This window comes from Micrococcus sp. KRD077, assembly GCF_017168505.1.
Lineage (GTDB): Bacteria > Actinomycetota > Actinomycetes > Actinomycetales > Micrococcaceae > Micrococcus > Micrococcus luteus.
The window spans coordinates 178,956-199,877 of record NZ_JABFAZ010000002.1; the positions used below are offsets into that span (position 1 = coordinate 178,956).

The window sequence follows — 20,922 nt, forward strand, 5'->3', positions numbered from 1 at the left end:
GCACCCGTCACACGGGGACGTCGCGTCGGCCCGGTGGCGCCGTGCTCACTAGACTCCGCGGCATGGACTCCGCCGCGTCGACTCCCAGCACCCCGTCCGCCGCTCCCGACATCAAGCCGCGCTCGCGCGACGTCACCGACGGGATGGAGCGCACCGCCGCCCGCGGCATGCTCCGCGCGGTCGGCATGGGGGACGAGGACTTCGGCAAGCCGCAGATCGGCATCGCGTCGTCCTGGAACGAGATCACCCCCTGCAACCTCTCCCTGGACCGCCTCGCCCAGGCCTCGAAGGACGGCGTCCACGCCGCCGGTGGATATCCGCTGGAGTTCGGCACGGTCTCCGTCTCGGACGGCATCTCCATGGGCCACGAGGGCATGCACTTCTCCCTCGTCTCCCGCGAGGTGATCGCGGACTCGGTGGAGACCGTGATGATGGCCGAGCGCCTGGACGGCTCCGTCCTGCTCGCCGGCTGCGACAAGTCGCTGCCGGGCATGCTCATGGCCGCCGCCCGCCTGGACCTGGCGTCCGTGTTCGTCTACGCAGGCTCGATCATGCCGGGCGTGGCCCGCCTGACCGACGGCACCGAGAGGCAGGTGACCATCATCGACGCCTTCGAGGCGGTCGGCGCCTGCGCCCGCGGTCTCATGTCCGAGGAGGACCTGCTCCGCATCGAGAAGTCCATCGCCCCGGGTGAGGGCGCCTGCGGCGGCATGTACACCGCCAACACCATGGCCTCCATCGGTGAGGCCCTCGGCATGTCCCTGCCCGGTTCCGCCGCCGCCCCCTCCGCGGACCGCCGCCGCGACGCCTTCGCGCGCCGCTCCGGCAAGGCCGTGGTGAACATGCTCCGCCAGGGCATCACGGCCCGGGACATCATGACCAAGCCCGCGTTCGAGAACGCGATCGCCGTGACCATGGCGTTCGGCGGCTCCACCAACGCCGTGCTGCACCTGCTCGCCATCGCCCGGGAGGCGGGCGTGGACCTGCAGCTGTCCGACTTCAACCGCATCGCCGACCGCACCCCGCACATCGCCGACCTCAAGCCGTTCGGTCAGTACGTCATGACGGACGTGGACCGCATCGGCGGCGTCCCGGTGGTCATGAAGGCCCTGCTGGACGAGGGCCTGCTGCACGGGGACACCCTCACCGTCACCGGCAAGACCCTCGCCGAGAACCTGGCCGCGCTCGATCCGGACCCGGTGGACGGCAAGGTCATCCGGACCATGGACGACGCGATGCACCCCAACGGCGGCATCGCGATCCTCCACGGCTCGCTGGCCCCGGAGGGCGCTGTCGTGAAGTCCGCCGGCTTCGATGCGGACGTCTTCGAGGGCACCGCGCGCGTCTTCGACCGGGAGCGCGCCGCCATGGACGCCCTCGAGGACGGGACCATCGCCGCCGGCGACGTGGTGGTCATCCGCTATGAGGGGCCGAAGGGCGGCCCGGGCATGCGCGAGATGCTCGCGATCACCGGCGCGATCAAGGGGGCGGGTCTGGGCAAGGACGTCCTGCTGATCACCGACGGGCGCTTCTCCGGCGGCACCACCGGCCTGTGCATCGGCCACATCGCCCCCGAGGCCGCCGAGGGAGGGCCGATCGGGCTGGTGCAGGACGGCGACCGCATCCGCGTGGACATCGCCGGACGCACCATGGACCTGCTCGTGGACGAGGCCGAGCTCGCCGCCCGCCGCGAGTCCTGGGAGCCGGTGGAGCCGAAGTTCACCACGGGCGTGCTGGGCAAGTACGCCAAGCTGGTGCACTCCGCCGCCGAGGGTGCCTACCTGGGCTGAGGCCCGGTCGGCCTGCACGCCGAGACGAGCAGAGGATGAGCATGCACGCGATCGACGCCCGGGCCGGGGGACCCGCGCCTCGTCCCGGGCGGGAGGCGCGCTGATGGAGGTCGTCATCCTGCCCGACGCCGCCGCCCTGGGCCGGCACGGCGCGGACGCGGTGGCCGCCCACGTGGCGGCCCGTCCCGAGGCCGTCCTGGGGCTGGCCACCGGCTCCTCGCCGCTGCCCGTCTACGACGAGCTCGCCCGCCGGGTCCGGGACGGGGAGCTGTCCCTGCGCTCCTGCCGCGCGTTCCTGTTGGACGAGTACGTCGGCCTGCCCGCGGGACACCCCGAGTCCTACCGCACCGTGATCGAGCGGGAGTTCGTCGCGCGCACGGACATCGCCCCGGAGGCCGTGCACGGTCCGGACGGCGGGGCGGCGGACGTCCCGGGCGCCTGCGCCGCCTACGAGGAGGCGCTGCGCGAGGCCGGCGGCGTGGACGTGCAGCTGCTCGGCGTGGGCACGGACGGGCACATCGCGTTCAACGAGCCCGGCTCCTCCCTCGCCTCCCGCACGCGCATCAAGGTGCTCGCCGAGCAGACCCGGCGGGACAACGCCCGCTTCTTCGACGGCGACCTCGACCAGGTCCCGACCCACTGCCTCACCCAGGGCGTGGGCACGATCCTCGACGCCCGACACCTGGTCCTGCTGGCCCGGGGCGAGGGCAAGGCCGAGGCGGTGCGGCAGCTCGTGGAGGGCCCCGTGAGCGCCCGCTGGCCGGTCACCGCCCTGCAGCTGCACCCGCACGTGACCGTCCTCGTGGACGACGCCGCCGCCGGGCGGCTCGAGCTCGCGGGGGACTACCGCCACATGTGGGAGGCCAAGCCGCGCTGGCAGGGCCTCTGAGCGTCACCCGTCCGCCGATCCACCCACCCCAGGAGGCCGCCGTGGCAGTGCAACCCGCACCCCGCCCCGCCGCGCGTCGAGCCGGCGACCCCGCCGGCCGACGTGCCGCCGTCGGTGCTGCGAGCGGACCGCGTCCACGACGGCGAGCGCCTCGGCGGCCCCGGCTGGATCGCCCTGGCGGAGGGCCGGGTCACGGCGGTCGGGGCCGGGGACCCGCCGCGCACCCACGGCCCCGTCCACGAGCTCGGCGACGCCCTGCTCGCGCCCGGCTGCGTGGACGTGCACTGCCACGGCGGCGGCGGGCACGCCGTCGAGTCCGGTCCGGACGCGGCCCGCGCGGCGGCCGCGGCGCACGCCCGCGCCGGCACGACCACGGTGGTGGCCTCCCTCGTCACGGACGAGGTCGACGCGCTCGTCGCGCAGCTGACGGCCCTGGCGCCCCTGCGCGCGGAGGGCGTCCTGGCCGGCGTGCACCTCGAGGGCCCTTGGCTCTCGCCCCTGCACCGCGGCGCGCACCGGGCCGCGTCCCTGCGGGCTCCGGAGCCCGAGGACGTCGCGCGCCTCGTCGAGGCCGGCGCGGGCAGCCTCGCGATGGTGACGCTGGCCCCCGAGCTGCCGGGCGCCCTCGACGCGGTGGGCCGGCTGGCGGAGGCGGGCGTCCTCGTCGCGATCGGCCACACCGACGCGTCCTACGAGGTCACGCGCGCGGCGATCGAGGCGGGTGCGCGGATGGCCACCCACCTGCACAACGCGTGCCGGCCCGCCCACCACCGCGAGCCCGGGCCCGCCGTCGCCCTGCTGGAGGACCCCCGCGTGGGGATCGAGACCATCGTGGACGGCGTCCACCTGCATCCGGCCACGGTGCGGCGGGTCGCCCGGGAGGCGGGGGAGCGGTGGATCCTCGTCTCGGACGCGATGGCCGCCGCCGGCTGCGGCGACGGCGACTTCTCCCTCGGACCCCTGCGGGCCCGGGTCCACGACGGCGTCGCGCGGGTGGTCGGCGCGGATGGCGCAGCCGGGGCCATCGCCGGGTCCACGGCCACGGTCGCCGGCTCGGTGCGCTCCGCCGTCGCCGCCGGGGTCGACCTCGACGCCGCGCTGCGGGCGGCGACGGCCGCGCCCGCGGACGCCCTGGGGCTTCCCGACGTCGGCCGGCTCCGAGCCGGGAGCCGAGCGGACGCCGTCGTCTTCGGCCCGGAGCTCGAGGTGCGCGGGGTGCTCCGTCACGGAGCGTGGGTGGAGGCGGCCGCCCCCGCGGCGGCTGACTAGGGTGGGCTCAGGCCCGGGATCCGATCCCGACCGCCCGGTCGTCTCACGATGTGACGCTTTATCTCACATTGCGAGACAGGCGGGTGGTCGATGGCGGGCGGGGCGCACGGCTGTCGATACTGAGACCACCCCCGAAGGACCCGGCGGCCCGTGTCCCCACCTCAGACTCCGCCACGCCGGCCCGATCCGTCATCGACGCGGCCACGGTCCCCGACGCCCGACGGATCCGAACGACGACCGTCCGACGCCCCCGCGACGGACACGCAGCGACGAACGCAGTGAGGTGACCCCATGAGCACGACCCCCCGCGACGCCCGCGCGGCGGTCCCGCAGGTCCCGACGCCGGCCTCCCGCCCGACGGAGACGGCCCGGGTCCAGGAGCGCCGTCCGGCCCCTCGGCCCGAGATCGTCGAGCCGCGGGTGCCCGGCGAGGGCTCCCGCGTCGAGCCGACCCGGATGACCGGTTCCGAGGGCATCATCCGCTCCCTGGAGGAGCTGGGGGTCACGGACGTGTTCGGGCTGCCCGGCGGCGCCATCCTGCCGACCTACGACCCGCTCATGGACTCCGATCGGATCCGCCACATCCTGGTGCGCCACGAGCAGGGTGCCGGTCACGCGGCGCAGGGCTACCACCTGGCCACCGGCAAGGTCGGCGTGGCCATCGCCACCTCCGGTCCCGGCGCCACCAACCTGGTGACCGCCATCGCGGACGCCCACATGGACTCCCAGGCGGTCGTGTTCATCACCGGCCAGGTCTCCTCCGCCGCGATCGGCACGGACGCCTTCCAGGAGGCGGACATCGTGGGCATCACGATGCCCATCACCAAGCACTCCCGGCTCGTGACCCGGCCCGAGGACGTCCCCCAGGCCCTCGCCGAGGCGTTCCACATCGCCGCCACGGGCCGGCCCGGGCCCGTGCTCGTGGACGTCACCAAGGACGCCCAGCAGGGCGAGTTCGAGTTCGCGTGGCCGCCCCGGATCGACCTGCCCGGCTACCGCCCCGTCCTGCGCGGCCACCCCCGGCAGATCCGCGAGGCCGCCCGGCTGGTCCGCGAGGCCCGGCGCCCCGTGCTGTACGTGGGCGGCGGCGTGGCCCGCGGCGAGGCCCATGAGGAGCTGCGCGCCCTCGCCGAGCTCACGGGCGCCCCGGTGGTCACCACCCTCACCGCCCGCGGCGTCTTCCCCGACTCGCACCCCCAGCACCTGGGCATGCCGGGCATGCACGGCGGCGTCCCCGCCGTGGCCGCGCTCCAGCAGGCCGACCTGCTGATCACGCTCGGCGCCCGCTTCGACGACCGCGTGACCGGTCACCTGCCCTCGTTCGCCCCCGGCGCCCGCGTGATCCACGCGGACATCGACCCGGCCGAGATCTCCAAGAACCGCACCGCGGACGTGCCGATCGTCGGCCACGTCAAGGAGATCATCCCGGACCTGGTGGCCGAGCTCGCGACGGACACCGAGGCGCTGCCCGACCTCGCCGACTGGTGGGCGGTGCTGCGGCGCCTGCAGGAGACCTACCCGATGGGCTGGACCGAGACCGAGGACGGCCTCCTCGCGCCCCAGGAGGTGATCTCGCGTCTGTCGGCCCTGTCCGGCACCGAGGCCACCTACGTGGCCGGCGTCGGCCAGCACCAGATGTGGGCCAGCCAGTTCGTCGCCTACGAGCGCCCGCGCCAGTGGCTCAACTCGGCCGGCCTCGGGACGATGGGCTTCGCCGTCCCCGCCGCGATGGGGGCGCAGGTGGGCGAGCCCGACCGCGTGGTCTGGGCCATCGACGGCGACGGCTGCTTCCAGATGACCAACCAGGAGCTCGCCACGTGCGTGATCAACCGCATCCCCATCAAGATCGCGGTGATCAACAACTCCTCGCTGGGCATGGTGCGTCAGTGGCAGACCCTCTTCTACGACGGGCGCTACTCGAACACGGACCTGAACACGGGCTACGACACCGCCCGGGTGCCGGACTTCGTCAAGCTCGCCGACGCCTACGGCGCCGCGGGCCTGCGCTGCGACCGTCGGGAGGACCTGGACGACACCATCCGCCAGGCCCTGGCCATCGACGACCGCCCCGTGATCGTGGACTTCGTGGTCTCCCGCGACGCCATGGTCTGGCCGATGGTCCCCGCGGGGGTCAGCAACGACGCGATCCAGGTGGCCCGGGGCATGACGCCCGACTGGGACCAGGAAGACTGAGGAGGGCAACCGATGGAACGCCACACCCTGTCCGTGCTCGTCGAGGACGTGCCCGGCACCCTGACCCGCGTGGCCGGCCTCTTCGCCCGGCGCGCATTCAACATCCACTCGCTGGCCGTGGGCGTCACGGAGGTCGAGGGCCTGTCCCGGATCACCGTGGTCGTCGACGCCGACACGGACCTGCTCGAGCAGGTCACCAAGCAGCTGAACAAGCTGATCAACGTGATCAAGGTCGTCGAGCTCACGCCCGACTCCTCCGTTCAGCGCGACCACCTGCTCGTGAAGGTGCGCGCCGATGCCGCCACCCGCGGTCAGGTCGTCCAGGCGGCCGACCTGTTCCGCGCCCACGTCGTCGACGTGGCCCCGGAGTCCCTGACCCTCGAGGCCACCGGCACCCGTGACAAGCTCGAGGCCTTCCTCGAGATGATGGAGCCCTACGGCGTGCGTGAGCTCGTCCGCTCGGGCACCCTCGCCCTCGCCCGGGGGCCGCGGTCCATGACCGACCGCGCCCTGGCCCGCTGACCCGTCCCGATCCACCCATCCCGTGAGGAGAACAGCATGACCGTGAAGAAGTTCTACGACGACGACGCCGACCTGTCGATCATCCAGGGCCGCACCGTGGCCGTCATCGGCTACGGCTCCCAGGGCCACGCCCACGCCCTGTCGCTGCGCGACTCCGGCGTGGACGTGCGCATCGGCCTCGCCGAGGGCTCCAAGTCCCGCGCCAAGGCCGAGGCCGAGGGCCTGCGCGTCGTCGACGTCGCCACCGCCGCCGCCGAGGCCGACCTGATCATGATCCTCACCCCGGACCAGGTCCAGGCCGACGTGTACGACCAGCACATCGCCGGCAACCTGCAGGAGGGCGACGCCCTCTTCTTCGCGCACGGCTTCAACGTGCGCTTCGGCTACATCCAGGCCCCCGAGGGCGTCGACGTCGCCCTGGTCGCCCCCAAGGGCCCGGGCCACGTGGTGCGCCGCGAGTTCGAGGCCGGCCGCGGCGTGCCCGCGCTGATCGCCGTCGAGAAGGACGCCTCCGGCCAGGCCCACGCCCTCGCCCTGTCCTACGCCAAGGCCGTGGGCGGCACCCGCGCCGGCGTCATCGAGACGACCTTCACCGAGGAGACCGAGACCGACCTGTTCGGCGAGCAGGCCGTGCTCTGCGGCGGCGCCTCCCAGCTCGTGCAGTACGGCTTCGAGACCCTCACCGAGGCCGGCTACCAGCCCGAGATCGCCTACTTCGAGGTGCTGCACGAGCTGAAGCTCATCGTCGACCTCATGGTCGAGGGCGGCATCGCCAAGCAGCGCTGGTCCATCTCCGACACCGCGGAGTACGGCGACTACGTCTCCGGCCCCCGCGTCATCACCCCCGACGTGAAGGAGAACATGAAGGCGGTCCTCGCCGACATCCAGTCCGGCGCCTTCGCGCAGCGCTTCATGGACGACCAGAAGGCCGGTGCGCCCGAGTTCAAGGAGCTGCGCGCCCGGGGCGAGGCCCACCCGATCGAGAAGACCGGCCGCGAGCTGCGCCAGATGTTCTCCTGGCTCAAGGACGCGGACGACGACTACACCGAGGGCACGGCGGCCCGCTGAGCCGCCTGAGCCCCCGACGCCGGCCCCGGGCATCGCGCTTCGGGGCCGGCGTCGCATTCCGGCCACGGTCCGGTCACGCGTCTAGGCTCGGACCGGAGCGCGGGCCGGCCCGCCTCCCATCCCACCGCACCACACCTCCAGGAGCACCCGTGAGCGCAGCCCAGCCCGTCGTCCTGATCGCCGAGGAACTCTCACCCGCCACCGTCGAGGCCCTCGGCCCCGACTTCGAGATCCGCCGCACGGACGGCGCCGACCGCGCCCGACTCCTCGAGGACCTGCGCGACGTCGACGCGGTGCTGATCCGCTCGGCCACCCAGATGGACGCCGAGGCGATCGCCGCCGCGCCGCAGCTGAAGGTCATCGCGCGCGCCGGCGTCGGGCTGGACAACGTGGACGTGCCCGCCGCCACCGAGGCCGGCGTCATGGTCGTCAACGCGCCGACGTCGAACATCATCTCCGCCGCCGAGCTCACCTGCGGCCACATCCTGGCCGCCGCCCGCAACATCGCGGCCGCCCACGGCTCGCTCAAGGCGGGGGAGTGGAAGCGTTCGAAGTACACGGGCGTCGAGCTCTACGGCAAGCGGCTGGGCGTGATCGGCCTGGGCCGCATCGGCGCGCTCGTGGCCGAGCGCATGAAGGCGTTCGGCATGGAGATCCTCGCCTACGACCCCTACGTGACCACCGCCCGCGCGCAGCAGCTCGGCGCGAGCCTCGTCGAGCTGGACGAGCTGCTCGAGCGCGCCGACGTGGTGACGATCCACATGCCCAAGACCCCCGAGACGGTCGGCATGATCGGCGATGAGCAGTTCGCCCGCATGAAGGACACCGCGATCATCGTGAACGTGGCCCGCGGCGGCCTCGTGGACGAGGACGCCCTCGCCCGCGCGCTCGAGGCCGGGACCATCGGGGGCGCCGGCATCGACGTCTTCAGCTCCGAGCCGGCCACGGACCTGGCGTTCTTCGCGCACGACTCCGCCGTCGTCACCCCCCACCTGGGCGCCTCGACCGCCGAGGCCCAGGAGAAGGCGGGCGTCGCCGTCGCCGGCTCCGTGCGCCTGGCCCTCTCCGGCGAGCTCGTGCCGGACGCCGTGAACGTGGCCGGCGGCGCGATCCACGAGGACGTGCGCCCCGGTCTGCCGCTGGCCGAGAAGCTGGGCCGCGTGCTCACCGCGCTGGTGGGCGAGCAGTCCATCACGGCCGTCGAGGTGGAGATCGCCGGTGAGATCGCCGAGCACGACGTCTCCGCGATGCGCCTGGCCGCCCTGAAGGGCGTGTTCACGGACATCGTCTCGGACCAGGTCTCCTACGTGAACGCCCCCGTGCTGGCCGAGCAGCGCGGCGTCGAGTGCCGCCTCACCACCACCGCGGTGTCCGAGTCCTACCGCAACACCGTCACGGTGCGCGCCGCGACCGCGCAGGGCACCCAGACCGCCGTCACCGGAACGCTCACCGGCCCGCGCCAGGTGCAGAAGCTCGTCGGTGTGGACCGGCACGAGCTCGAGGTGCCGCTGGCCGACCACCTGCTCGTGTTCGCCTACCAGGACCGCCCGGGCGTGATCGGCGTCCTGGGCCAGGCCCTCGGGGTGCAGGGCGTGAACATCGCCGGCATGGACGTCTCGCGCGACGACGAGGGCGCCGCCCTGGCCGTGCTGACCCTGGACGGGGCGCTGTCCGGAGACACCGCGGCCACGCTGGCCGCGGCCATCGGCGCCGCCCGTGCGGCCGAGGTGGACCTCTCCGCCTGACCCGTCGACGCCCGGGCGGGCATCGCGGGGCCGGCGCGCGTCGCCCTGTGTTGAGATGGTGTCCATGTCGCGTCCACCCGAGCCCCGCCCCGCACCCCCGCACCCGCCCCGACCGCGCGCGCCGCAGCGGCCCGCCCCGCCACGCCTCCGGGTGTGCAGGGCCGCTGGGCCCGGCGCGCGGCGGGCGGGCTGATCGGCGTCAGTGTCCTGCTCGCCGCCTGGTCGTTCGCCCTCCCCTTCGTGTTCGGGCTGGGCCCGCGGCAGGTGCCGTGGTGGCGCGAGGTCTTCGACGTGAACCACGAGGCCAACCTCACGGCGTGGTGGAGCTCGGGCCTGCTCCTGCTGGGGGCCGCGGGCTTCACCACGGTGGGTCTCGTGCGCCGCGCGCTGGGGCGGACCGGCGGCGGAGCCTGCTCGCGTGGCTGACCCCCGCGGCCCTGCTGGCGGCCATGAGCCTGGACGAATCGACGCAGCTCCACGAGCAGGCCGGCCGGCTGTGGGAGGCCCTGCCGTTCGCGGGGGAGAACCCGCTGCCCGCGTTCCAGTGGCTGATCCTCGGCGCGCCGGCCGCGATCGTCGTCCTCGGGCTGCTCGCGCTGTGCACCGTCGCCCTGCCCCGCCGGACCCGAGCGCTGACGGTGGCGGGCGGCGCGGTGTTCTTCGTCGGCGCGATCGTCCTCGAGGCGGTGCCGCTCGTCTTCGGGATCGGGCGCAGCACCCTGGCCTACCACGTGGCGACGCACGCGGAGGAGCTGACCGAGATGATCGGGGCGTCCGTGCTCGTGGTGGCCCCGTGGGCCCACCTCCACCTGCGGCCTGCGCCGGGCCATCTGCAGGTGACCGCCGACGGCGTCCCGGACGCCGACGCGGACGACGTCGTCCTCGGCGCGGGCCCCAGGCCCGCCGCTAGACTCGACGACTGTGACTGACGCCCGCGCCCCGTACTACCTGACCACGGCCATCTCCTACCCGAACGGCGAGCCGCACATCGGCCACGCCTACGAGTACATCGCCTCGGACGCGATGGCCCGCTTCCAGCGGCTCGACGGGCGGGACGTGCGCTTCCTGACCGGCACGGACGAGCACGGCCAGAAGATGGAGCAGACGGCGCAGCAGCAGGGCGTGAGCGCCCTCGAGCTGGCCACGCGCAACGCCGCCGTCTTCAAGGAGATGGACGACGACGTCCTGGACATCTCCTACGACCGCTTCATCCGCACCACGGACACGGACCACGCCGAGGCCGTCCGCGAGATCTGGCGGCGGATGGAGGCCAACGGGGACATCTACCTCGGCTCCTACGCCGGCTGGTACTCCGTGCGGGACGAACGCTACTTCGGCGAGGACGAGACCGAGGTGGGTCAGGACGGGGTGCGCCGCGCCGTCGAGACCGGCACCGAGGTGACGTGGACGGAGGAGGAGTCCTATTTCTTCCGCCTGTCCAAGTACCAGCAGCCGCTGCTGGACCACTACCGCGAGCACCCGGACTTCGCCGCCCCCCGGTACCGCTTCAACGAGGTCATCCGCTTCGTGGAGGCCGGGCTCGAGGACCTGTCCATCTCCCGGACCTCCTTCCAGTGGGGCATCGACCTGCCGGCGCCCGCGGACCCCGACGCCGCCGACGCCGACCGGCGCGCCGACCACGTCACCTACGTCTGGGTCGACGCGTTGACGAACTACCTCACCGGCGCGGGCTGGCCGGCGGAGGACCCGGAGGCGTTCGCGCGCTACTGGCCGGCGGACCTGCACGTGATCGGCAAGGACATCTCCCGGTTCCACTGCATCTTCTGGCCCGCGTTCCTCATGTCGGCCGGCCTCGAGCTGCCGCGCCGCGTCATGATCCATGGCTTCCTGAACAACAACGGGGCCAAGATGTCCAAGTCCCTGGGCAACGTGGTGCACCCGCGGGAATGGGTGGCCCGGTACGGCCTGGACGCCATTCGCTTCTTCCTGCTGCGCGAGTTCCCGTTCGGCGCGGACGGCTCCTACAGCCACGAGGCCGTGGTGAGCCGCAAGAACGCGGACCTGGCCAACAACCTCGGCAACCTCGCCCAGCGCTCGCTGTCCATGGTGGCCAAGAACTGCGGCGCCGCCGTGCCCGAGCCGGGCGAGTTCACCGAGGCGGACCGCGCCGTCCTGGCCCAGGTCGACGCCCTGCTGGAGCGCTCCCGGTCCGCGTACGCGGTGCAGGACTTCCACGACGCGCTCGAGGAGACCTGGCGCGTGCTCGGTGAGATCAACGCCTACTTCGCGGACCAGGCCCCGTGGGTGCTGCGCAAGACGGACGAGCCGCGCATGCGCACGGTGCTGTACGTGACGTTGCAGGCCGTGCGCCGGGTGGCCCTGCTCGCGCAGCCGGTGATGCCCGGCTCGGCCTCGCGGCTGCTGGACCTGCTCGGCGTCCCCGCCGAGGGCGACGCCGGCCGCACCGGCGCGTCCGGCACCGGCCCGCGGTCCTTCGCCGCGTTCCACGAGGACCTGGTCCCCGGCACGCCGCTGCCCGCCCCGCAGCCGGTCTTCCCGCGGCACGAGGAGCCCGCCGAGGACTGAGCCCGTCCGGAGGGTGAGACCGGGTGTCACACGATGTGGTCCTCACGCGTGCCCCGCGTAGCCTGAGGGCCATGACCGAGACCACACGCAGCTCCGCAGACCCCTTGGACATCGCCGTCATCGGCGGCGACGGCATCGGCCCCGAGGTCACCGACCAGGCCGCCGCCGTCCTGCAGGCGGCGTTGCGTGCCGAGGGGCGTCCGGAGGCCCGGCTCACCCCGTATCCGCTGGGTGCGGAGCACTGGCTCGAGACCGGCGAGGCGCTCACGGACGAGGTCCTCGAGTCCCTGCGCCGCCACGACGCGATCCTGTTCGGGGCCGTCGGCGCCGCGCCCGGGGACGAGCGCATCCCGTCCGGGCTGATCGAGCGCGGCATGCTGCTCAAGCTGCGCTTCGCGCTGGACCACGGCGTGAACCTGCGCCCGGCCACCCTGCTGCCCGGCGCCGTCAGCCCCCTGGCCGCGCCCGGCGAGATCGACTTCACCGTGGTGCGCGAGGGCACGGAGGGGCCGTACGTGGGCAACGGCGGTGCGATCCGCGTGGACACCCCGCACGAGATCGCCACGGAGGTCTCCGTGAACACGGCGTTCGGCGTGCGCCGCGTCGTCGAGGACGCCTTCCGTCGCGCCGACGCGGGCGAGCGCAAGCGCCTCACGCTCGTGCACAAGCACAACGTCCTGGTCCACGCCGGCCACCTGTGGCGCCGCACCGTGGAGTCCGTGGCGGCCGACTTCCCCGCGGTCACCTGGGACTACATGCACGTCGACGCCGCCATGATCTTCCTGGCGACGGACCCGGCCCGCTTCGACGTGATCGTGACGGACAACCTGTTCGGGGACATCATCACGGACCTCGCCGCGGCCGTGACCGGCGGCATCGGGCTCGCCGCCTCCGGCAACATCAACGTCGAGGGCACGGCGCCGTCGATGTTCGAGCCGGTCCACGGCTCCGCTCCGGACATCGCGGGCCAGGGGATCGCCGACCCCGTGGCCGCCATCCTCTCCGCCGCCCTGCTGCTCGAGCACGTGGGCGAGACCGGCGCCGCGGCGCGCGTGCGCACCGCGGTGTGGGCGCACCTGAAGGACCGGGTGGACGGCGCGCGGGGCACCACCGCCGAGGTGGGCGCCGACGTCGCCGCGCGGGTCTGACGCGCGGGCCCGGCGCGTCGACGCCGGGTCTAGGATGGGGCGACGGCCTGTGGCGTGTGCCACGCCCGGCGCCGTGGCCCCCGCGCGTCGTGCCCGGCACCGGAGCCGTCCCCATCCGCCACCCGTCACGAGGAGTGATCCCACCGTGTCCGAGACCGTGTTCACGCGGCAACCGCATCTGTCCCCGATGTCCGATCAGCAGCGCGTCGAGATCCTCCAGGACCCCGGTTTCGGCAACGTCTTCACGGACCACATGGTCTCGATCGACTGGACCTGGGACGAGGACGGGGGCGCGTGGCACGACGCCCGCGTGGAGCCCTACGGACCGCTGTCCCTGGACCCCTCGGCCGCGGTGCTGCACTACGGCCAGGAGATCTTCGAGGGCCTGAAGGCCTACCGGCACGAGGACGGCTCGGTGTGGACGTTCCGCCCCGAGGCCAACGCGGCCCGCCTGAACCGCTCCGCCCGCCGCCTGGCCCTGCCGGAGCTGCCCGAGGAGCTGTTCCTCGGCTCGCTGCAGGCCCAGCTCGAGGCGGACCGGGCCTGGGTGCCCACCGGCCCGGGCCAGTCCCTCTACCTGCGCCCCTTCATGTTCGCCTCCGAGGCGTTCCTCGGCGTCCGCCCGGCCCGGCAGGTGCGGTACATGGTGATCGCCTCGCCGGCCGGCAACTACTTCGGCGGCGAGCTCAAGCCGGTGACCATCTGGGTCTCGCGTGACTACGCCCGCGCCGGCAAGGGCGGCACGGGCGCGGCCAAGACCGGCGGCAACTACGCCGCCTCGCTGCTGCCCCAGCTGCAGGCCGCGGCGAAGGGCGCCGACCAGGTCGTGTTCCTCGACCAGTACCACGACGACGCGATCGAGGAGCTCGGCGGCATGAACGTGTTCTTCGTGCACGCCGACGGCCGCCTCGTCACCCCGGCGCTCACCGGCACGATCCTCGAGGGCGTCACCCGCTCCTCGATCCTCCAGCTCGGCCGGGACATGGGCCTGACCGTCGAGGAGCGTCGCGTCACCCTCGCCGAGTGGGCCGAGGGCGTCCGCTCGGGCGAGATCACCGAGGTCTTCGCGTGCGGCACCGCCGCCGTCGTGACCCCGATCGGCCGTCTGCTCGACGGCGACGACGTGATCGAGTCCGCCGGCGGGGCCGACGTGGCCCTGAAGATCCGCACCGAGCTCGAGGGCATCCAGACCGGGCGCGTCGAGGACCGCCACGGCTGGCTGCACCGCCTCGTCTGACCCCACCCCACGAACGGAGACCCCCGTGAGCTCGCACCGCTCCTCCGCGGCCGCCGAGGGCGCCCCACTCCCGGCCACGACGCCGGAAGACCTCCCGCCCACCGAGGCCGCCGGCCGGCCCCGCTGGACGCCCGCGAAGATCGCCGTCTGGGTGGCCGTCGCCCTGCTCGGCGGCGTCGCCTGGACCATGCTCGCCCTGCACCGCGGCGAGACGATCAACGCGATCTGGTTCGTGTTCGCCGCCGTGGCGACGTTCGCGATCGGCTACCGCTTCTACTCGAAGTACGTCGAGCGCATGATCGTCCACCCGGACGACACCCGCGCCACCCCGGCCGAGTACCGGGCCGACGGCCGGGACTACGTGGCCACCGACCGCCACGTGCTCTACGGCCACCACTTCGCGGCCATCGCCGGCGCCGGTCCGCTCGTGGGCCCCGTGCTCGCCGCGCAGATGGGCTACCTGCCCGGCACCATCTGGATCATCGTCGGCGTGATCCTGGCCGGCGCGGTCCAGGACTACCTCGTCCTGTTCTTCTCGATGCGCCGCGGCGGCCGCTCGCTCGGCCAGATGGCCCGGGACGAGCTGGGCCGCGTCGGGGGCACCGCCGCGATCGTCGCGACCCTGCTGATCATGGTGATCATCACGGCCATCCTGGCCCTCGTGGTGGTCAACGCCCTGGGCGAGTCCCCGTGGGGCGTGTTCTCCGTGGCCATGACCATCCCGATCGCGCTCTTCATGGGCGTGTACCTGCGCTGGATCCGCCCGGGCCGCATCACCGAGATCTCCGTGATCGGGTTCGTCCTGCTCCTGGCGGCCATCATCGGCGGCGGCTGGGTGGCCGGGACCGAGTGGGGCGCGGCCCTGTTCACCCTGGACCGCACCACCATCGCCTGGGCCGTGATCATCTACGGGTTCGTCGCGGCCGTGCTGCCCGTGTGGCTGCTGCTCGCTCCGCGCGACTACCTGTCCACCTTCATGAAGATCGGCGTGATCGCCGGTCTCGCGCTGGCCATCGTCGTCGTGCAGCCGCGCATCGGCACCCCCGCGTTCTCCGAGTTCGCCTCGGGCCAGACCGGCCCGGTGTGGCCCGGTTCGCTGTTCCCGTTCCTGTTCGTCACCATCGCGTGCGGTGCGCTCTCCGGCTTCCACGCGCTGATCGCCTCGGGCACGACGCCCAAGATGGTGGAGAAGGAGCGGCAGACCCGCTTCATCGGCTACGGCGGCATGCTCATGGAGGCCTTCGTGGCCATCATGGCGCTCGTGGCCGCCGTCTCGCTCGACCGCGGCATCTACTTCGCCATGAACTCCCCGGCCGCCCTCACCGGCGGCACCCCGGAGACCGCCGTCGACTTCGTCATGGGCCTCGGCCTGGCCGGCGTGAACCTCACCCCCGGGGACCTGACCCACCTGGCCGACCTCGTGGGCGAGGAGACCGTGGTCTCCCGCACCGGCGGCGCCCCCACCCTCGCGGTCGGCCTGGCGCACATCATGGGCCAGCTCGTGGGCGGCGACGCGCTCATGGGCTTCTGGTACCACTTCGCGATCATGTTCGAGGCGCTGTTCATCCTCACCGCCGTCGACGCCGGCACCCGCGTGGCCCGGTTCATGCTCCAGGACTCCCTGGGCAACGTGGTCCCGCGCTTCAAGGACACCTCGTGGCGCGTGGGCGCGTGGGTCTGCACGGCTATCATGGTGGCCGCGTGGGGCGCCGTGCTGATCATGGGCGTCACCGATCCGCTGGGCGGCATCAACACGCTGTTCCCGCTGTTCGGCATCGCCAACCAGCTGCTCGCGGCGATCGCGCTCGCCGTCGTCCTGACGATCGTCGCGCGCCGCCGGGACTTCCGGGGCCTGTGGATCGTGGCGCTGCCGCTGGCGTTCATCACCGTGGTCACCACCGTGGCGTCGTTCCAGAAGATCTTCTCCTCCATCCCGGCGGTGGGCTACTGGGCGCAGCATCGCGCGTTCCAGGACGCGCTGGCGGCGGGGAAGACGAGCTTCGGCGCCGCGAAGTCCGTGCCGGCCATGGAGGCCGTGGTCCGCAACACCTTCATCCAGGGCACGCTCTCCGTCGTCTTCCTGGTGTTGGCGCTGATCGTCATCACGACGTCGGTGCTCGCCACGGTGCGCGCCTTCCGCGGCACCGAGGTCATCGATCACCAGGACCCGTACGTGCCCTCGCAGCGCTTCGCCCCGGCCGGGCTGTTCGCCACGGCCGAGGAGAAGGAGCTGCAGCGGCAGTGGGACGCCCTGCCGGCGGACCGGCAGCCGGTGCGGGGTCACTGACGTGGCCGATCCGCGCGCGACGCCGGCCGGGCCCTCCACCGCGGAGGGCCCGGCCGGCCCGTCTCGGCCCGGGGTGTGGGCCCGGGTGCGCTGGTGGGTCCGCCAGCTCTCCGGAGAGGGGAAGTACGACGCGTACGTGGCCCATCACCGGGCCCACCACCCGGGGCGGGCACCGATGACCGAGCGGGAATTCTGGCGGGCCGAATACGCCCGCCAAGAGGCGAATCCGGGCAGCCGCTGCTGCTGAGCGGTCTCGACCCGCCCTGCACCGCCCCGCACCGCGCTGAGCCAGACGAATCCGCCCGCGAGCCAGACGAATCGGTCGCCCCGGACCGTCGGGCGCGGCCGAATCGTCTGGCTCGCGGCGTCAGCGGGGTCGGCATCGGGTGGGGTGTCCGGCGACGGCGCCCGCCGCTCACCCACTAGGCTGGCGGCCATGCGCATCGCCCGTTTCGTGGACCAGGCCGAACCGACCTACGGCATCGTGGAGGGCCCGGCCGACGCCGACCCCTCCGAGCTGAGCATCACCGCCCTGCAGGGCGACCCGTTCTTCCACGGGATCCAGCCCACCGGCACCACGCACCGCCTCGAGGATGTGCGTCTCGTGGCCCCGATCATCCCGCGCTCGAAGATCGTGGGCGTCGGCCGCAACTGGGCCGACCACGCGAAGGAGCTCGGCAACGAGGTCCCCGCCTCGCCGCAGTTCTTCCTCAAGCCGAACACCGCCGTCGTGGGGCCGAACGAGCCGGTCACCCTGCCCAGCTGGTCGGACGAGGTCTCCTACGAGGCCGAGCTCGCCGTCGTCATCGGCACCATCTGCAAGGACGTGCCGGTGAGCCGCGTGGACGACGTCGTGTTCGGCTACACCGTGGGCAACGACCTCACCGCCCGCGACGCCCAGCGCACCGACCTGCAGTGGGCCCGCGCCAAGGGCTTCGACGGTGCCTGTCCGCTGGGCCCGTGGATCGAGACCGAGCTGGACGTGGAGCCGGCCGGCGGCCTGCGCATCACGTCCCGCCTCGACGGTGAGACCCGCCAGGACGGCACGACCGCGGACATGGTCTTCGGCGTCCGCGAGCTCGTGGCCGCGGCCTCGGAGATGTTCACCCTCCTGCCCGGCGACGTGATCCTGACCGGCACCCCGGGCGGGGTCGGGACGGTCCAGGAGGGCCAGCGCGTCGAGGCCGAGGTCGAGGGCATCGGCATCCTCGCCACCGTCTTCCGCCGCTGACGCAGGCGCCCGACGACGGCGTCCGGGCCCCCGCGTAGACTCGGGGCATCATGACTGACGCCACCGCTCCCGTGTCCGAGAACGCCCCCGCCCCCTTCGTCGACGTCCCCCAGGTGGACGCCGAGACCCCCGTGCGCGTACGGTTCGCCCCCTCGCCCACCGGCACCCCCCACGTGGGGTTGATCCGCACGGTCCTGTTCAACTGGGGCTGGGCGCGGCACACCGGCGGCACCCTCGTGTTCCGCATCGAGGACACGGACGCCAAGCGCGACTCGGAGGAGTCCTACCAGCAGCTGCTCGAGGCGATGCGCTGGCTCGGGATCGACTGGGACGAGGGCGTCGAGGTCGGCGGCCCGCACGAGCCGTACCGTCAGTCCCAGCGCGGACAGATCTACGCGGACGTGATCGAGAAGCTCAAGGCCGGCGGACACATCTACCCGTCCTACTCGAGCCCCGAGGAGACCGAGGCCCGCCACCGGGCCGCCGGCCGCGACCCCAAGCTCGGCTACGACGGCCACGACCGCGACCTCACGGACGAGCAGATCGCCGCCTTCGAGGCCGAGGGCCGCGCGCCGGTCTGGCGGCTGCGCATGCCGGACGAGGACATCACCTTCACCGATCTGGTGCGCGGGGAGATCACCTTCAAGGCCGGCTCCGTGCCGGACTTCGTGGTGGTCCGGGCGGACGGCTCACCGCTGTACACCCTCGTGAACCCGGTGGACGACGCGCTCATGGGCATCACCCACGTGCTGCGCGGCGAGGACCTGCTCTCGTCCACTCCGCGCCAGATCGCGCTCTACCGCGCCCTGTACGCGATCGGCGTCGCCCGGTACATGCCGGTGTTCGGCCACCTGCCCTACGTGATGGGCGAGGGCAACAAGAAGCTGTCCAAGCGCGATCCGCAGGCCAACCTGTTCCTGCACCGGGACAACGGCTTCATCCCGGAGGGCCTGCTGAACTACCTCGGCCTGCTGGGCTGGTCCCTCTCCGCGGACGAGGACATCTTCACCCCGCAGCAGTTCGTGGAGCACTTCGACGTGCACAAGGTGCTGGCCAACCCCGCCCGCTTCGACGAGAAGAAGGCGATCGCGATCAACGGCACGCACGTGCGCATGCTCGACGTGGCCGACTTCCGTGACCGTCTCGTGCCCTACCTGCACGCGGCCGGCCTCGTGGGCGAGCACCTGACGGAGCGGGAGATGGAGGTCCTCACCGCCGCGGCCCCGCTCGTGCAGGAGCGCGTGCAGCTGCTCGGCGAGGCCGTCGAGATGCTCGCCTTCCTCTTCACGGCGGACCGGGACGTCCGGACGGCCGAGGGCGCCCTCAAGGGGATGCCGGCGGACCTGGGCGCCGCCGTCGCCGCGGCCCGGGAGGCGCTGGCCGCCCTGCCCGAGGAGGAGTTCACCACCGAGCGCATCGAGGCGGCGCTGCGGGCCGCCCTCATCGACGGCCTGGGCCTCAAGCCGCGCCAGGCGTTCGGCCCCGTGCGCGTCGCGGTGACCGGCCGCAAGGTGTCCCCGCCGCTCTTCGAGTCGCTCGAGATCCTGGGCCGGGACTCCGCGCTCGCCCGCCTGGACCGCTTCGCCGCGGAGCAGGGCCTGGACCAGGACCAGCCCACCGACGCATGAGCCGGGGCGCCAGCACGACGCCGGCCGACGGGTCCGCGGGCGCGCCCGCGCCGCCGGCCTGGGACGCCGTCCTCTTCGACCTGGACGACACGCTGCTGGATCTGCGCTCCGCCCAGCACGCCGCGTTCGACGCGACGGTGCGCCGGCAGTGGGCCGGGGCCGCCGACGTCGATCCGGCGGTGCTGGCCGAGGCCACCGAGGCCTTCGCGTCCGACGCCGGCGGCCACTTCGGGCGCTACGTGGCCGGGGAGCTGACGTTCGAGGAGCAGCGGCTGGCCCGCGTGGCCGACGCCCTGCGCGCGCTCGGCGTGCCCGAGGACGCGGCGACCCCGCTCGACGGCCTGTGGACCACCGACTACGAAGAGGTCGTGCGCGGGCACTGGGCGCTGTTCCCCGCGACCGCCGACGTCCTCGCCGAGGTGCGGGGAACAGGCCGTGGCGTGGGGATCGTCACGAACAACGTGGAGGCCTACCAGCGCGGCAAGGCCGACGCCCTCGGTCTGGAGTGGGTCGAGGTGCTGATCGGCTCGGACACGGCCGGGGCCCCGAAGCCGGACCCGGCCCCCTTCCTGGCCGGCTGCTCCCGCCTGGGCACGGACCCGGGACGCACCCTCATGGTGGGGGACAGTCTGCGTCACGACGTCGAGGGGGCCCGGTCGGCGGGGCTCGTCCCGGTGTGGATGAGCCCCGACGCCCCCGCCCACGGCGGGGCGGAGGAGCCGCTCTGGGACGAGGAGCACGCGTGCTGGCGGATGCGGGCGATCGGCGGGTTGCAGACCTGGCTGGCGGCCTGACCCGCCGATTTTGCACGTGCCGCCCGGAGGGTGTAGAGTTCTTTCTCGTTGCCGGAGAGATCCGGGAACACCGAGCTCATGAATATGATGCACATCGGTCAGGCATGCTTGACCGACAGTGGGGTATGGTGTAATTGGCAACACAACGGTTTCTGGTACCGTCATTCTAGGTTCGAGTCCTGGTACCCCAGCGAGTCTTCGGACTCAGTGAACGCGCACGGGCGGAGACGCTCGGACGTGGCGCACGGCCCCATCGTATAGCGGCCTAGTACGCCGCCCTCTCACGGCGGTAACGCGGGTTCAAATCCCGCTGGGGTCACGCAGTCGCCGCCCGGTCCTCGGACCGGAACGGCACGGGCGGATGAACGCATCCGTCGCCTGAACAGGAGACGCAGGCGCAGCAGAAGGTCTCCACGGCATCGCTTCCGCACACGCGGACAGCGCGCTCGGCCCCATCGTATAGCGGCCTAGTACGCCGCCCTCTCACGGCGGTAACGCGGGTTCAAATCCCGCTGGGGTCACCCGAGTGACAGGAAGCCCGGTCCCTGCGGACCGGGCTTCCGTCGTCTCCGTC

17 protein-coding genes and 3 tRNA genes are annotated in these 20,922 nt (G+C 73.1%); all 20 read left to right on the top strand.

Annotated features, from left to right (window positions below):
• Window positions 1-62 precede the first annotated feature (62 nt).
• The 20 genes from ilvD (at window position 63) to J1M39_RS00930 (ending at window position 20,869) form a co-directional block, all read left to right on the top strand.
• A complete protein-coding gene (gene ilvD / locus J1M39_RS00840; protein WP_036312970.1) occupies window positions 63-1,790 on the top strand; it encodes a dihydroxy-acid dehydratase in 1,728 nt (575 codons plus the stop codon).
• A gap of 103 nt (window positions 1,791-1,893) precedes the next feature.
• Complete coding sequence (gene nagB / locus J1M39_RS00845) at window positions 1,894-2,679, top strand: glucosamine-6-phosphate deaminase (protein WP_036312968.1); 786 nt, start codon at window positions 1,894-1,896, stop codon at window positions 2,677-2,679.
• A 114-nt stretch (window positions 2,680-2,793) separates the two neighbouring features.
• Window positions 2,794-3,948 (top strand): N-acetylglucosamine-6-phosphate deacetylase, encoded by a 1,155-nt coding sequence (locus J1M39_RS00850; protein ID WP_036313124.1) that lies wholly within the window; start codon window positions 2,794-2,796, stop codon window positions 3,946-3,948.
• Between the two features lie 291 nt (window positions 3,949-4,239).
• Entirely contained in the window at window positions 4,240-6,141 is a 1,902-nt protein-coding gene (locus J1M39_RS00855) for an acetolactate synthase large subunit (RefSeq protein WP_122054190.1), read from the top strand.
• Window positions 6,142-6,153: 12 nt separating this feature from the next.
• Window positions 6,154-6,663 carry an acetolactate synthase small subunit gene (ilvN, locus tag J1M39_RS00860; protein ID WP_002854209.1) on the top strand — a complete coding sequence of 170 codons (510 nt, stop codon included), beginning with the start codon at window positions 6,154-6,156 and terminating at the stop codon, window positions 6,661-6,663.
• A 36-nt stretch (window positions 6,664-6,699) separates the two neighbouring features.
• Window positions 6,700-7,731 carry a ketol-acid reductoisomerase gene (gene ilvC, locus J1M39_RS00865; RefSeq protein ID WP_010078979.1) on the top strand — a complete coding sequence of 344 codons (1,032 nt, stop codon included), beginning with the start codon at window positions 6,700-6,702 and terminating at the stop codon, window positions 7,729-7,731.
• Between the two features lie 149 nt (window positions 7,732-7,880).
• Window positions 7,881-9,476 carry a phosphoglycerate dehydrogenase gene (serA, locus tag J1M39_RS00870; RefSeq protein ID WP_134416617.1) on the top strand — a complete coding sequence of 532 codons (1,596 nt, stop codon included), beginning with the start codon at window positions 7,881-7,883 and terminating at the stop codon, window positions 9,474-9,476.
• 153 nt (window positions 9,477-9,629) lie between these two features.
• Window positions 9,630-9,902 carry a hypothetical protein gene (locus J1M39_RS12165; RefSeq protein ID WP_241253748.1) on the top strand — a complete coding sequence of 91 codons (273 nt, stop codon included), beginning with the start codon at window positions 9,630-9,632 and terminating at the stop codon, window positions 9,900-9,902.
• A 23-nt stretch (window positions 9,903-9,925) separates the two neighbouring features.
• Complete coding sequence (locus J1M39_RS12170) at window positions 9,926-10,405, top strand: hypothetical protein (protein WP_223247528.1); 480 nt, start codon at window positions 9,926-9,928, stop codon at window positions 10,403-10,405.
• On the top strand, window positions 10,398-12,023 hold the full coding sequence (gene metG, locus J1M39_RS00880; RefSeq protein WP_063190343.1) for a methionine--tRNA ligase: 1,626 nt from the start codon (window positions 10,398-10,400) through the stop codon (window positions 12,021-12,023). The genes J1M39_RS12170 and metG overlap by 8 nt, the downstream gene beginning before the upstream one ends.
• Before the next feature lie 71 nt (window positions 12,024-12,094).
• Window positions 12,095-13,171, top strand: coding sequence for a 3-isopropylmalate dehydrogenase (locus J1M39_RS00885; RefSeq protein ID WP_069941572.1), 1,077 nt, complete (start codon window positions 12,095-12,097; stop codon window positions 13,169-13,171).
• Between the two features lie 145 nt (window positions 13,172-13,316).
• Window positions 13,317-14,408 carry a branched-chain amino acid aminotransferase gene (locus J1M39_RS00890; RefSeq protein ID WP_206496366.1) on the top strand — a complete coding sequence of 364 codons (1,092 nt, stop codon included), beginning with the start codon at window positions 13,317-13,319 and terminating at the stop codon, window positions 14,406-14,408.
• A 25-nt stretch (window positions 14,409-14,433) separates the two neighbouring features.
• A complete protein-coding gene (locus J1M39_RS00895) occupies window positions 14,434-16,695 on the top strand; it encodes a carbon starvation CstA family protein (RefSeq protein ID WP_206496367.1) in 2,262 nt (753 codons plus the stop codon).
• Between the two features lie 85 nt (window positions 16,696-16,780).
• Entirely contained in the window at window positions 16,781-16,942 is a 162-nt protein-coding gene (locus J1M39_RS00900) for a YbdD/YjiX family protein (RefSeq protein WP_342356354.1), read from the top strand.
• A gap of 189 nt (window positions 16,943-17,131) precedes the next feature.
• Window positions 17,132-17,926, top strand: a complete 795-nt coding sequence (locus J1M39_RS00905; RefSeq protein WP_206496369.1) for a fumarylacetoacetate hydrolase family protein — start codon at window positions 17,132-17,134, stop codon at window positions 17,924-17,926.
• Between the two features lie 50 nt (window positions 17,927-17,976).
• Window positions 17,977-19,554, top strand: coding sequence for a glutamate--tRNA ligase (gene gltX, locus J1M39_RS00910; RefSeq protein WP_122054202.1), 1,578 nt, complete (start codon window positions 17,977-17,979; stop codon window positions 19,552-19,554).
• On the top strand, window positions 19,551-20,348 hold the full coding sequence (locus J1M39_RS00915) for an HAD family hydrolase (protein WP_122054204.1): 798 nt from the start codon (window positions 19,551-19,553) through the stop codon (window positions 20,346-20,348). The genes gltX and J1M39_RS00915 overlap by 4 nt, the downstream gene beginning before the upstream one ends.
• A gap of 119 nt (window positions 20,349-20,467) precedes the next feature.
• Window positions 20,468-20,539, top strand: a tRNA-Gln gene (locus J1M39_RS00920).
• A 55-nt stretch (window positions 20,540-20,594) separates the two neighbouring features.
• Window positions 20,595-20,667 (top strand) — tRNA-Glu (locus tag J1M39_RS00925).
• Between the two features lie 129 nt (window positions 20,668-20,796).
• Window positions 20,797-20,869 (top strand) — tRNA-Glu (locus tag J1M39_RS00930).
• Window positions 20,870-20,922: the final 53 nt, after the last annotated feature.